This is a genomic window from Brachybacterium alimentarium (genome assembly GCF_002332425.1).
GTDB classification, from domain to species: Bacteria; Actinomycetota; Actinomycetes; order Actinomycetales; family Dermabacteraceae; genus Brachybacterium; species Brachybacterium alimentarium.
Genome location: NZ_NRGS01000007.1, coordinates 1 through 13,087, shown reverse-complemented (window position 1 = coordinate 13,087; position 13,087 = coordinate 1). Strand labels below are relative to the sequence as shown.

Genomic DNA, 13,087 nt, shown 5'->3' with positions numbered 1-13,087 from the left:
ACCAGATTACCAGGACGATCCGTCGGGCAGAAGGATCTCGGTCAGCTGGGCGACGAGATCGCTCGCGCCCGGCAGCTCGCGTGCACGGCGCCGGGAGGCGCTCTCGGCGTGCGAGCGGAGCTGAGGATCGCGGTAGGCCCTGATCGCCGCGGCGAGCGCCCCCGGATCCCCCACGGGCACGAGGTGCGCGGCCTCGCCGGTGACCCAGCGGGTCCCGCCGGCGTCGGTCGCGATGATCGCCCGACCGGCGCGCAGCGCCTCCTGCAGCCAGACCGGCTGACCCTCCCAGCGCGCCGCGGAGACGACGAGGTCGGCCGCTTCGAGCAGTGCGGGGACGTCCTGGCGGCGCCCGAGCAGCTGGACGGGCAGATGCTCGGCACGGATCCGTGCGGACAGCTCGTCGTGCAGGGGGCCGTCACCGGCGATGCGGAGACGGACCGGGATCGGGGCGTGCGCCTTCAGGCCGGCTGCAGCGTCCAGGAGGTCGTGCAGTCCCTTCTGCGGGGCGAGTCGTGCGACGACCAGTATGTCGAGGACGTCGAGGGGTGCGTCGGCGGCACCGGGACGCCGACGCGCGCCCGCGGAGCGGGATCGTCGGCGCTCCCCCGCCGCACGTTCCTCGGCGCGGTCGGCGCGGTCGGCAGGGTCGGCAGGCTCGGCGCGGTCGATGGGCTCGTCGCGCTGCGGTGCCGGGATCACCGCATGGCGCACATCGTCGGCGCCGGCACGTCGTGCGGCCTCGGCGAGGTCCGGGGAGACGGCGAGCACGGTGTCTGCACGTCGAGCGATGACGCGCAGCAGCGCAGCGCCGATCCTGCGCGTCGCCCGCGAGCCGATGGTGCGGTTGTGCAGGGTCACGGCGAGCAGCGCCGCCCCGTGACGGGGCATCGCGAGGGCGGCGAGAGCCCCGGCGCGCAGGCCGTGAGCATGGACGGCCACGGGGTCAGGGGCCGTGCGCATCGCCCGTCGCAGGGTGCGGACCGTGCGAAGGTCGGCGAGCAGGTGGGGACGTTCCTGGATCTGCACCGGCGCTTCGCGGATGTCGACGCCGGCCGCGGTCAGCTCCTTCAGCTCCTGATCGACGTGGGCCGCGAGGCCGCCGCTCGCGCGGGGGCGCACCAGGATCACGCTCATCTGTCCCCCTCCTCACGTCGCGGGAGGGCGACGCCGCCCGCGGGCCGGCCCACGGACCGTTCTTCGGGCCGGTCTGCGGCCTGGACTTCGGCCCGGCGCCCGATGTCGTCCTCACTGCGGCGCCCGGAACGTCGGCCCCGCCGGAACCGATTCAGGATCGACAGGCTGAACTGCGGATCCGCGGCCGCCATGACGGCACCGGCGAGCAGGGCTGCCACCGCACCGGAGGCGATGCCGGAGGCCACGGCGCCGATCTCGCTGGTGTCGGTGGTGACGAGCCATTTCCCCAGCAGCATGCCGGGGATGCCGCCCACCAGGAGTGCGATCGGGGTGAGGATCGCGGCCCGACGGACGCGCGGCAGGTCGCCGCTGGGTTCGAGGATGTCGGAGAGCCGCGCGAGTCCCACCAGTGCGGAGAGCGCCATGCCGATGGCGATCGTGATGCCGAAGGCGGTGGAGGCCTCGGCTGCGGATCGCGTGGGGCTGGGGATCACCAGCAGCAGGATCAGCACGGCGGAGATTCCCCAGCCGACCGAGCCCACCAGAAGGGCGTCGCGCGCTCGCAGCGCGGCCGACAGGATCCGCGTGCACTGGATGGCGACGGCGTAGCCGGCCAATCCGAGCGCGAGCGCGGCCGACGTGGAGCCGACGCCGGTCGCACCGGCCCGGTCGATCAGCCGGAAGAACTGCTCCAGGGCGGGGGACCCGGCGAACAGCATCGCGCCGCCGATCACGGCGACGACCATCACCGTGCGCACCGAGTCCGAGGCGACCCGGGCGAAACCGGTCATGTCCCCGACGAGCCGGAGCTCGGACAGGTGAGGGAACACCGCGGTGACCAGAGGGACCACGAGGACCGCATAGGGCAGCAGGTACAGCGCCTGGGCGTACTGGAACACGGGCAGTGTGCCGGTGCCGCCCGCTCGCATCGCAAGCAGCAGCACCAGGCCGAGCACCAGCTGCTGCGCACCGACGGCGCCGAGTCCTGCTCCGCCGAGTGCGAGGGCGCGACGCCCGTACTGCGGCGGCATGACCATCGTGGGGCGCGGGCGCAGGCCGGAGCGCAGGGCGGCGATCACCACGGGGAACGCCATGACCGCGACACCGGCGGTCGTGCCCCAGCCGAGCCAGCCGATCGCCGCTTCGCTGATGGTGGTGCTGGTCGCCACGGGCGGCACCAGCCACGAGTAGACGCGGTAGGAGATCATCACCACGAGGGAGGAGATCAGCGGCATCATCGCGGGCCACAGGAAGCGCTTCCGGGCCTGGAGGTACGCGGCCAGGACGACTGTGATCCCGTAGAGCGGCAGCTGCAGCGCGAAGATGCGCAGCAGGACGGCTCCGAGGTGGACGGTCCCGGCGACGGACTCCTCCGTGGACAGCAGGAGTCGGGCGAGAGGTTCCGCGAAGGCGATGACGATCGCGGCGAGCAGGGCGGTGCCCAGCAGCGTCCAGGTGAGCAGTGCGGAGACGATCTGATCGGCCCGTGCGGCGCCGTCCCTCCGGTCTCTCCGTCGGGGCAGTTCCTCCATGCCGGACGAACCCGCCCGCGGGGCGCGCGACGCGGGCACGGCAGCGCCGGCATCGTGAGCACGGGCCTCGGCGCCGTCGGCTGCGGGGTCGACAGGACCGGCGTCGGCAGAACCGGCGTCGGCAGGATCGAGGCCCGTCTCGTCCAGGACTGCGGTGTCGAGGTCGGAGGGGTCGTCCACGTCCGGCGCGTGCCGGGTGGAGTCCCGCTCGGGCACGAGGCCCGCGATGAGCGGGACCACGACCGCCGCGAGTGCGCCACCGGCGACGATCTCGAAGAGGACGTTGGGCAGGAGGTTCGCCGTGGAATAGGCGGTGCCGACGTCGCCGGCGCCCACGCTCGCCCCGAAGACGAGGTAACGCACGAATCCGGCGATGCGGGCGACCACCGTGATCACGAGGATCAGCCCTGCGCCCCGCAGCACGGCGCGACCGATGCCCGAGCCGGCGGGCCCCGGGCGGCGTCCGCTCTCGGCGGCGTCCGCCGCCACCGATCCGTCCCTGGACGGCCCCGCGTTCATCGGTCCTCCCCGGTCTCGGCCGGCGCACTGCGCCGTCCCCAGGCGTCGACGGTGCGCAGGGCCGGCGTGGAGTCGATGACGGCGCTGAAGGAGACTCTCTCGCTCGCCAGGGTGAGCGCCACGACGACGCTCAGCAGCGCGAGCCGAGCGGGCACGGACAGCGCGCGGGCTGCGGAGACGCCCACGGCAGCACCGAGGATGTTCGCCCCGGAGTCCCCGAGCATCCCGTGCTCGCGCAGATCGGCGGGAACTGCGAGCAGCCCGGGGATCAGAGCCGCGAGGGCGAGATCACGGGCGCTGCGGGAACGGGGGCCCGTCCCATCAGCGCCGACGGTGAGAGCAGCGGCGGCCGGCAGCGCGACCTTCAGGGCCCGGCCGGGGCGGAGGTCCAGCAGATTCGCGAGATTGGCGCACCCGGCAGCGAGGGCACCGTCGGCGAGCACCATGGCCCCGGAGCGTGGTGCGGGAGCGGCGGCCGCGCCGACCAGAGCCAGCACCGGGATCCCGAGCGCCTTGGCCGCGCCGGTCGTGAGCCGGCCTCGGCGCAGTGCGCCGAAGTGACCGCGAAGACCCTTGGAGACCGCGCGCCCGGCGCGGCGCTGATGCGGTTCGAGCACGTCATCGACGAGGCCGAGGGCCCCGATCCCGGCGAGGACCGCGCCGTCCGCGCGGCCGGGGCTGCGCAGGGCGAGCAGGCTGACACCGGCGACGACCGCAGCGCCTTCCCCGAGGCTCACGCTGCGGCCGGAGAAGTTGGTGCGGCGCAGTTCGGTGCGCAGGGCGGTGAGCAGCCCGTCGGGCGCGGAGGGCTGCGGCAGAGGCTGTGGGCTCATCCCTCTCCCCCGCCGTCGGACGCTCCGCCGCCGTCACCCGACTGGTCCTCGGTGGAGGCGTCCTCGACGCCCTGGGTCTCGGGCAGGGCCGGTAGGCGGTCCTCGGCGTCGGCCGTGGTGCCATAGGCGCCGCTGCCTCCGCGGGACTGCTCGATCAGCGCCAGCACCGACAGGACCGGCCCGTCGGCCTCCTGCAGCCGGTCCGTGGTGGAGAGCCCCTGGAAGTCGGCATCGCCCCGCACCGTCCGCAGGATGCCGGTGGAGGCATCGTTGTCCGGCGTCGCGGCCGAGACCACCGCAGGGACTCCCGTGTCGCTCAGGGTCGCGAGCAGGGAGGTCTGCGTCGCCTGGAGGCTCTGGGCGCGCTCGGCGGCGACCGTCTCGTCCTCGCCCTCGTCGGTGAACGACTCCGGGGCCGCGGCGGCGAACAGCACCGCGTCGACCTCGGCGGGCAGCTCGCCGTCGATGGTGACCAGCTGCTGCTCGGTCAGCGCCTGCCAGACCTGGGTGCGCAGCTCGGGCGAGAGCTCCTCGCTCGCGGACGGTGTCAGCAGCACGACGACCACCTGGGCCAGCTGCTCCGAATCGCTCAGGTCGTCGTCGAGCACGGAGGGCGCGACGGAGCGGATCTGCTCGATCGCATCGGTGCGCTGCTGCTCCTGGCCGGGCTCCCAGAGGTTCTTCTGCAGAGCGATCTTCACGCTGGAGGAGGCGCCGGCGTCCTCGAGCAGGGCGAGGAGTCGATCGGTGTCGGGTCGCGTCGAGGCGTCGTCCGTGAGGACGGCGACCTGCTTCCCGGCGAGGGTGCCGGAGACCAGCTCCGGGCCGACCTCGGAGACGAACGAGCCCAGCTGGTCGTTGCGCGTGGCGAGCTCGTCGGACTGCGTGCGCAGCTGGTCCTTCTCGGTGCGGAGCTGCTCGACCTGCCCGGCGAGCTGGTCGCCGAGGTTCTCGCGCAGAGGTCCGGCCCCGAGCACGATGCCCACGGCCAGAGCCAGGAACACGGAGATCAGGGAGACGAGATGATAGCGGAAATCGATCACGGGGTCGGGACCCTCCTACGACCCGGTGGCCCGGGGTGAGAACAGCAAGGTGAACCAGGACAGCAGACCATCGAGGCGGGCGCCGATGATCTGGACGAACGCCTGCCCGCCGGGAGTGGCCCAGAGCGCGACCGCGAGGGCCGCGAGACCGGCCAGTGCGAGCAGCACCAGCTGGAAGGTGGAGATCCTCTGACGGTACAGGCGGGAGACGCCCTTGGCGTCCACCAGCTTGGACCCGATGCGCAGGCGGGTGAGGAATGTCGAGCTCATGCCGGCGCGGCCCTTGTCGAGGAACTCCTCGAGGGTGCCGTGGGTGCCGACCGCGACGATCACGGAGGCGCCCTTCTCGTCGGCCAGCAGCATGGCGATGTCTTCGCTGGTGCCGGAGGCGGGGAAGAGCACGACCTGGTCGCCGAGGCCGAGGTCCTCGAGGCGTTCGGCGCCCGGGGCACGGCCGTCGCGATAGGCGTGGACGACGAGCTCTGCGCCGCTGCGCAGAGCGCGGTCGGAGACCGAGTCCATGTCCCCGATGATCATGTCGGGCCGGAACCCCGCGTCGATCACCGCGTCCGCGCCGCCGTCGACGCCGATGATTACCGGGCGGTTCTCCCGCAGGAAGGGCCTCAGCGTGGCGAGGTCCTCCTTGTAGTGATAGCCGCGCACCACGATCAGGACCGGGCGCCCGTCGATGGTCGTGCGCACCTCCGGCGCACCGATGCCGTCCAGCAGCAGGTCCCGCTCCCGCAGCATGTACTCCATGGTGTTCTGCGCGAACAGCTCCAGCTGCTCGGACAGCCCCTCGCGGGCGATCTGCTGGGAGACCATGATCGTGGCGTCGTCCTGCGCAGTGCCCTCGGCGATGACGGCGTCCTCGCACAGCACCTGGCCGCCGGACACGGTGATCGTCTGCCCGTCGCGCACCCCCTCGAAGACCTCGTCGCCCAGGGTGTCGACCAGCACGATGCCGGCGTCGACGAGGATCCGGGGCCCGGCGTTCGGATAGCGCCCGGAGGTCGAGGCGGACACGTTGAGCACTGCCGCGGGGCGACGCTCGACCAGCGCTTCGGCCGCCACCCGGTCGATGTCCTCGTGATCGATGATCGCGATGTCACCGAGGGCGAGACGCTTGGTGAGGTCCTTCGTGCGCTTGCCGAGCCGGGCGGTGCCGATCACCGCCGACTGCTTCGTGCTCATCGCCGGCGCCCCGTCCTGGCCGTCGTGCTGGCGGTCGTCGTGCCGGCGGTCTTCGTGCCGGCGGTCTTCTCACGGGCGTCCTCCAGCAGCTCCTCGGCGTGCGCGAGAGCGACGTCCGAGGCGGCGTCGCCGGCGAGCATCCGGGCGAGCTCGCGGATGCGTCCGGGACGGTCGAGGGTCTCGACGGTCGAGCTGGTGACGCCTTCGGTCGAGGTCTTCACGATCTGAAGGTGCGTGCTGGCATGCGCGGCAACCTGCGGCAGATGCGTGACGACGATGACCTGGGCGTGGCGAGCGAGCCGGGCCAGGCGCTGGCCGACGGCGAGAGCGGCACGGCCGCCGATCCCCGCGTCGATCTCGTCGAAGACGAACACGGGGGCCGCGGTACGGTCGCTGCGCGAGGAGGACAGGGCGACCTCCAGGGCGAGCATCACGCGGGAGAGCTCACCGCCCGAGGCGGCCTGGGCGACGGGCAGGTGCTCGGCGCCCGGGTGGGGTGCCAGCAGGATGGCGACCGCGTCCCGTCCGTGCGAGCGGTGGGCCTGGGCGGAGACGTCGACACGGATCGTGGCGTCCGGCATCTCGAGATGACGCAGCTCCTCCTGGACCGCGGTGGACAGGGCCTCCGCGGCGGCGGTCCTGGCCTCGGTGAGAGCGTCCGCGGCCGTATCGAGCTCGCCCTGCAGCGTCTCGAGCCGGGCCGCGACCGTCGCCCGTTCCTGCTCCGCACCCTCGAAGCGGTCCAGATCGATGGCCGCACCGCGGGAGGTCTCCAGCAGGGTGCTGATGTCCTCCGCCGGGCCGTCGGCACCGGGCAGCATGGCGCCGAGGTCGCGGACCAGCACCGTCAGCTCGTGCAGCCGTTCGTTGGCCTCCTCGATCCGTCCGGGTGAGGCGTCGATCTCCTCGGCGTAGCGAGTCATCTCCGCAGCCAGGTCGGACAGCTCGAGGCGAGCGGCGTCGAGCCGCTCCACGAGCGGGTCCAGGGTGGTGTCGGTGCGCGCGGCCCGGCCCAGGGCCTCCCCGGCGATGTCCAGCAGCGGACCGGCGGCGGGACCGTCGTCGTCGCCCACCAGGGCGAGGACGGCCTGGGTCGCGGCGCCGCGCAGCTCCTCGGCGTTGCCCAGCCGCTCGAGCTCGGCGCGCAGGGCGTCGTCCTCCCCCGGCTGCGGATCGGCCTGCTCGATGCGTTCGAGGGCCTCACGCAGGGCGGTGCCCCGGCGTTCGCGCTCGGCCAGCAGCTCGTCGAGCTCGGTGAGCTGCTCGGTGAGCTCGGTGCGCTCGCTCCAGATCTCCCGGTGGCGCTCCACCAGGGGCCCCACCTCGGCGGTCGCGAAGCGATCCAGCGCGATGCGCTGGGCATCGGGGTCGCGCAGCCGCTGCTGGTCGGACTGTCCGTGGACGGTCACGGCCGTCCCCACGAGTCGGGAGAGCGTGCCGATGGGCACGGGGACCCCGCCGATCTGGGCGCGGGAGCGCCCGTCGCGGGTCATCCGCCGCACCACGAGGACCTCGCCGTCGTCCTCCTCGGCTCCCAGCTCGTCCAGCGCAGCGGCGAGCTCGTCGTGCCCGGACATCGCCAAAGTGCCGTCCACCGTGCTCGAGCCACTGGTGCGGCCGCGGTCCAGGCGGCCGCCCAGGAGCATGGTCAGCCCGGTGACGATCATCGTCTTGCCCGCGCCGGTCTCTCCTGTCAGTGCCGTGAAGCCGGGACCGAACTCGAGCATGGCGTCATCGATCACGCCGATATGGCGGATGCGCAGGGTGGACAGCATGAGTACCTCTCAGCTCCTCAGCGACGACGAGGGCTGCGACCCCGCCAGCCGACGACCGGGAGCTGGAACTTCTCGACGAGTCGGTCGGCGAAGGGCGTCGCGCTCAGACGGACGAGGCGGACGGACTGGTCGGACAGACGGGCCTCGACACGCATTCCGGCGGTGATCTCGGCGGTGCGGCGGCCATCGAGGGTCAGGATGCCGTCCTCGCGGTTGTCGAGGGTCATCTCGATCGCGGCCTCCGAGGAGCGGCCCAGCAGCAGAGGGCGCGCGAAGAGCGCATGCGCGGCCAGCGGGATCAGCAGCATCGCGTCGACCTCGGGCCAGATCACGGGGCCCCCGGCGCTGAAGGCGTAGGCGGTCGAGCCGGTGGAGGTGGACATGACCACGCCGTCGCAGCCGAACGAGGAGACGGGGCGGCCGTCGATCTCGATGGCGACGTTGATCATCTTCAGACGATCCGCCTTCTCCAACGACGCTTCGTTGAGCGCCCAGTGGTGCTCGATCGCGTGGTCCTCGTCGTCCAGCACCTGCACGTCGAGAGTGGAGCGCTTCTCGATCTCGTAGTCGCCGTCCAGCAGGCGGGCCACCGTGATCGAGAGGTCCTCGACCTCGCTCTCGGCGAGGAAGCCGACGTGGCCGAGGTTCACGCCGTGAACGGGGACGTCGGCCTCGCGCACGGCTTCGAGCGCGCGCAGGATCGTGCCGTCGCCGCCCAGGACGATGCCGAGCTCGACGAGATCCGCGGCGGAGACCGCGTCCAGCACGTCGACCCCGCCGTTGGTGAGGAAGGTCAGCAGCTTGGGCGGAGCGAAGTCCTCGGGCAGGGAGAGGATCTCGTCGACCTGCTCGTCGACCACCACACCGCGCACTCCGCGGCGGGCGAGCTCCTCGAGCACCCGGAGCATGGCGCCCAGGGCGGCCCGACGGCCGGTGTGCACGTACAGGAGGAACCGTCGCATGCGTCATACCTCCTGGTCGGCGTCGTGGATCGCACGGTGGCGGGACTCGTTCCCGCGCACGGCGTTCTCGATCATGTCACAGGCCTCGGCGTCGAGCGCGCAGGTCACGCCGGTGGGGCGCAGATGCAGGAAGTACTCGCGGTTGCCGTCCTGGCCCGGCAGCGCGCTGGAACCCACCCCGCACAGGCCGAGCCCGACCTGCGAGGCTGCCGCGGCGACTCCGCGCACCGCGTCGATGCGCGCGGCGGGGTCAGTGACCACGCCCGTGCGCGGGAGGGCCGTGCGTCCCACCTCGAACTGGGGTTTCACCATCACCAGCAGGTCCCCGCCGCGCCGCACGACGCTCCCGAGGGGTGCGATGACGGTCCGCAGGGAGATGAACGACAGATCAGCGACCAGCAGGTCGACGGCAGGGCCGACGAGCTCCGGCGTGAGGTCGCGCACGCTGGTGCCGTCCAGGACAGTCACCCGCGTATCGCCGCGCACATGCGCGGCGAGCTGATCGTGCCCGATGTCGACGGCGAGCACCGACAGCGCGTCGCGCCGCAGGAGCACGTCGGTGAATCCTCCGGTCGAGGCGCCCGCGTCCAGGCAGCGTGCCCCCGACGGGTCCAGACCGAGTTCCTCGAGCGCGCCGATGAGCTTGTGCGCGGCGCGCGAGGCGTACTCGATCCCGTCGGGGACATCGACCACGAGCAGCTCGGCCTCCAGCGGGACCGGGGTCGAGGCCTTCGCCGCCGGCCGACCGTCGATCCGTGCCCGACCTTCCTCGATGATGCGCCGGGCGTGGCTGCGGGAGCGTGCGAGCCCCGCCTCGAGGAGCGCGAGGTCCAGTCGCCGCCCGTTCACCGGTCGGTGGGGTGCTGCTCGGCGCCGTCGCGCCCCAGGAGGCGCCCGCTCCACGCAGCGTCCGGGCAGCGCACGGCGAGCAGCGCGAGGATCGCGCGCAGCGTGCGCGGGTCCTCGAGCTCCCCGCCGAGGACGATGTCCCCGTCCTGCCAGGAGGCGTGGACCGCCCCGCAGCGGGAGCGGTCGTCCTCGACGACGGGCAGCACGAAGGGTGCGGCGATCTCCGCGAGGTCCGGCAGGATGAAGCGGGGCCGACGCACGGGGTCCGCGCGCAGGGCTGCGTCGATGCCGTCGACTCCGGTCAGGACCAGCACGGAATCCATGCCGGCCCGCACCGCACCCTCGATGTCGGTGTCCAGACGGTCTCCGACGATGAGCGGACGACTCGCGTCGTGGTCCCGCGCGGCGACGGTGAACATCCCGGGTTCGGGCTTGCCGGCGACGTCGGGCACCGCGCCGGTGGCGTGACGGAGGACCGCGACCATGGAGCCGTTGCCGGGTGCGAGACCGCGCTCGGTGGGCAGGGTGGCGTCGATGTTGGTGGCCATCCAGCGGGCTCCGTGCCGGATCGCGTAAGCGCCCTCGGCGAGCATCGACCAGTTCAGGTCCGGGGTCCAGCCCTGCACGACGGCGACGACGTCCTCACTGTCCGTGGTGACCGGTGCGAGGCCGACCTCCTGGATCTGGGCCGCGAGGCTCGGACCTCCCACCACGAGCACCTTCGCACCGGGCTCGAGATCGTCTGCCAGCAGACGCGAGGCCACCTGCGGGGAGGTCACGAACTCGTCCGGCTCGGACGGGACGCCGACCGTCGCGAGATGGTCCGAGGCCTGCTGCGGCGTCCGCGAGGCGTTGTTCGTCGCGAAGACGACGGTACGGCCGGCGTCCCGCGTCTTCTGGACGGCCTCGGCGGCATGCGGGATCGGCACGGCCCCGTGCATGAGCGTGCCGTCCAGGTCGAACAGCAGCGCGTCATAGAGGTCGAGCAGTGAGGGTGCGGGACGACGCATCACGCCTGCTCCTCACTCGGCTCGGACTCGATGTCACTCCGGGCGGCGGGAGGAGCGCTCTCGGTCTCATGATCGCTCGCGTCAGCTGCTGCGTCGGCTGCCACCGCCTCGGAGTCCTGGGCCGAGCCGTCGGTCGAGCCGTCGGTCGAGCCGTCGTCCGAACCGTCGGCCGAGACGTGGTCCGCCGCGGCATCATCGGTCTCCTGCACGTCGTCCGCCGTCGGGTCGTAGGCGTCGAGCACGGAGACCGACTCGTCATCCTCCCAGGTCGGCTCCGGCGCGAGCGCGGGGCCCGGTCGCCCGAGCCGCTCAGCGGCGTCGGTGAGGTGCTCGGTGTCGGCATCCGCGGCAAGGGTCAGCCAGCGGGTGGACTCCTCAGGTCGTTCGGCGCGCTCGAGCAGGTCCGCATAGGCGACCCAGAGGCGCACCTGCCAGTGGCCGTCCACCTTGTGGCGCAGCGCCGGGATCTCGAGCGTCCGCAGAGCGGTCTGGATGTCACCGGTATCCGCGTAGGCGCCGGCCACCACGATCATCAGCTCGATGGCAGCGGAGACGCTGAGCGTCGATGCCTCGTCCGACGCCGCCAGATCCAGGGCCCTCTCCGGACGGCCGAGGCCGCGCTCGGAGTCGGCGATCAGGGGAAGCACATCGGTGCGGCCGGTGATCCTCAGCGACGTGCGCAGCTCCCGTGCCGCAGTGCGGAAGTCACCTGCGCGGTAGGCGAGGATCCCGTAGGTCTCGCGCACCCCGCCGACGCGACCGCCGATGCGCGCGGCGAAGCGGGCATGGGCCTGGGAGGTCTCGGGATCGGTCTCCTCGAGCAGATAGGCCGCGACCAGATGCTGGGCGACACGCTCCGCGGTCTCCTTGCTCAGTCCGCGCAGCTCTCCGCGGATCTCCTTGTCCAGTTCCCTCCCGGTGACGCCTTCGGGGATGCGCGGCTCGAAGGGGCGGTCCGCGCGTGCTTCCTGGCCCGGGCGGTTGCTCCGGCGGTCATCGCGCACGCCGGCCGAGCGCGTGCGGTCTTCGCGGTGCGGCCGATCGTCACGGCGCGGGCGGTCGTCACGGCTCGGGCGGTCGTCGCGGCGCGGGCGGTCGTCACGGCTCGAGCGGTCGTCCCGACCACGCGTCGGGCTCTGCCCGGCCCCCGACCTGTACCCGCCCGAGCGGTTCTCGGACCGGTATCCGTCGCCCCGGGAGTCGCCACGGAACGCGCCGCGATCGCCGCCACGAGCGCCCGTCCCTGAGCTCTGGCCGCGACGGTCATCGCGCGAGGACGAAGGGCGCGCGGAGCGGGAGTCCCGCTGATCGGGCCGGGAGGCGCCTGATGAAGCCCCACGTCGAGCGCCGTCCTCGCGGTTGACGCCGTTCCGAGGCCGGTCCGCACGATTCCCGCTGTAGCGCTGTGCGTCATCACGAGACGGGCGACCGCGGTACTCTCCCCGGCTGCGGGGCTCGTCGCCGGCGGGGCGGTACGAGCGCTTCTTGGCAGAACCCGACTGCTCGGTGCCGGAGCGCGAACGCTCATCGCGGCCGCTGCGGCCTGCACTCGTCTCGTAGGGTCGACGCGAGGCGGGCGAGTCTTCGCCACGTCCTCGAGGGGGGTAGCTCGACCGGGGACCGGACGAGCGGTCGTCATATCGCCGGCTGCCCCGGCTCCGGTCGCCGTGCCCGCGTTCGCTCTCGCTCTTGCTGTGCTCAGCCACGTGAATCGTCCGTCTCAATCTGTTCGCCCTATGCCGTTATCAATTGCCCACCTTAAGCGGTCCCTGGGATGAGACCGACGAGTAGATGATGATCCGTGACTGCTTTCACCGGACAGGACACGGACTCGTCACGAGCAGGTGCGACCGAGCACAGGGCCAGATGCCCACCGCTCCACCAGAGACGCAGGACGTCCCCATCCCGCGGCACCCATCCGTAAGGCGGCAGAGCCGGGGCGAATCGCAGGTTCCACGGCCGGGGATCACTTCGCAGACGCCAGCACACCGCGCAATCGCACGCACGCGCTCGTGCCTTCCCGCAGACCACGCGCAGAGGACAGGACCATGCACCATCCAGGAGCAGCGCCATGGACTCGCCGAACGCCGAGCTTCCCTTGCGCGCACCGGGAAACCCACGCACTCCGGACTTCGTCAGCGCTCGGACCACGCTCGGGAGAGACACGGAAGGGAAGGCGCCACGGACAGGCACGTCGACGTTCCGTTTTCGGGCGTGAAAAAAGGGAGTGGGAGGA

The 13,087-nt window shown here is 72.4% G+C and carries 10 protein-coding genes; all 10 read right to left on the bottom strand.

Translation table 11 applies throughout. The features are described from left to right. Positions 1–6 precede the first annotated feature (6 nt). From CIK71_RS06280 to CIK71_RS06235, 10 genes are read right to left on the bottom strand one after another with little or no spacing between them, the layout of a single operon-like run. Positions 7–1,134 (bottom strand): glycosyltransferase, encoded by a 1,128-nt coding sequence (locus CIK71_RS06280; protein ID WP_096164345.1) that lies wholly within the window; start codon positions 1,132–1,134, stop codon positions 7–9. Then, positions 1,131–3,185, bottom strand: coding sequence for a murein biosynthesis integral membrane protein MurJ (gene murJ, locus CIK71_RS06275; protein WP_096164344.1), 2,055 nt, complete (start codon positions 3,183–3,185; stop codon positions 1,131–1,133). Before murJ ends, CIK71_RS06280 begins: the two co-directional genes overlap by 4 nt. After that, complete coding sequence (locus tag CIK71_RS06270; RefSeq protein WP_241963882.1) at positions 3,182–4,018, bottom strand: hypothetical protein; 837 nt, start codon at positions 4,016–4,018, stop codon at positions 3,182–3,184. Before CIK71_RS06270 ends, murJ begins: the two co-directional genes overlap by 4 nt. After that, entirely contained in the window at positions 4,015–5,061 is a 1,047-nt protein-coding gene (locus CIK71_RS06265) for a copper transporter (RefSeq protein ID WP_096164343.1), read from the bottom strand. The genes CIK71_RS06270 and CIK71_RS06265 overlap by 4 nt, the downstream gene beginning before the upstream one ends. Positions 5,062–5,076: 15 nt before the next feature. Continuing rightward, positions 5,077–6,255 (bottom strand): putative cytokinetic ring protein SteA, encoded by a 1,179-nt coding sequence (gene steA, locus CIK71_RS06260; RefSeq protein WP_096164342.1) that lies wholly within the window; start codon positions 6,253–6,255, stop codon positions 5,077–5,079. Then, positions 6,252–8,030 carry a DNA repair protein RecN gene (gene recN / locus CIK71_RS06255; protein ID WP_096164341.1) on the bottom strand — a complete coding sequence of 593 codons (1,779 nt, stop codon included), beginning with the start codon at positions 8,028–8,030 and terminating at the stop codon, positions 6,252–6,254. The genes steA and recN overlap by 4 nt, the downstream gene beginning before the upstream one ends. A gap of 17 nt (positions 8,031–8,047) precedes the next feature. After that, complete coding sequence (locus CIK71_RS06250) at positions 8,048–8,992, bottom strand: NAD kinase (RefSeq protein WP_096164340.1); 945 nt, start codon at positions 8,990–8,992, stop codon at positions 8,048–8,050. 3 nt (positions 8,993–8,995) lie between these two features. Continuing rightward, positions 8,996–9,841 (bottom strand): TlyA family RNA methyltransferase, encoded by an 846-nt coding sequence (locus CIK71_RS06245; RefSeq protein WP_096164339.1) that lies wholly within the window; start codon positions 9,839–9,841, stop codon positions 8,996–8,998. Continuing rightward, the gene (locus CIK71_RS06240) at positions 9,838–10,851 is read right to left on the bottom strand and encodes an HAD-IIA family hydrolase (protein ID WP_241963883.1); all 1,014 of its coding nucleotides are present in this window, start codon (positions 10,849–10,851) and stop codon (positions 9,838–9,840) included. Before CIK71_RS06240 ends, CIK71_RS06245 begins: the two co-directional genes overlap by 4 nt. Next, positions 10,851–11,855: a hypothetical protein gene (locus CIK71_RS06235; RefSeq protein WP_241963884.1), complete on the bottom strand. Its 1,005-nt coding sequence runs from the start codon at positions 11,853–11,855 to the stop codon at positions 10,851–10,853. Before CIK71_RS06235 ends, CIK71_RS06240 begins: the two co-directional genes overlap by 1 nt. Between the last annotated feature and the right edge of the window lie 1,232 nt (positions 11,856–13,087).

What these genes read in the sequence shown, in the direction of transcription:
- CIK71_RS06280 (WP_096164345.1), bottom strand. Translation starts at nt 1,134, where the DNA reads ATGAGCGTGATCCTGGTGCGCCCCCGCGCGAGCGGCGGCCTCGCGGCC.
- murJ (WP_096164344.1), bottom strand. Translation starts at nt 3,185, where the DNA reads ATGAACGCGGGGCCGTCCAGGGACGGATCGGTGGCGGCGGACGCCGCC.
- CIK71_RS06270 (WP_241963882.1), bottom strand. Translation starts at nt 4,018, where the DNA reads ATGAGCCCACAGCCTCTGCCGCAGCCCTCCGCGCCCGACGGGCTGCTC.
- steA (WP_096164342.1), bottom strand. Translation starts at nt 6,255, where the DNA reads ATGAGCACGAAGCAGTCGGCGGTGATCGGCACCGCCCGGCTCGGCAAG.
- recN (WP_096164341.1), bottom strand. Translation starts at nt 8,030, where the DNA reads ATGCTGTCCACCCTGCGCATCCGCCATATCGGCGTGATCGATGACGCC.
- CIK71_RS06250 (WP_096164340.1), bottom strand. Translation starts at nt 8,992, where the DNA reads ATGCGACGGTTCCTCCTGTACGTGCACACCGGCCGTCGGGCCGCCCTG.
- CIK71_RS06240 (WP_241963883.1), bottom strand. Translation starts at nt 10,851, where the DNA reads ATGCGTCGTCCCGCACCCTCACTGCTCGACCTCTATGACGCGCTGCTG.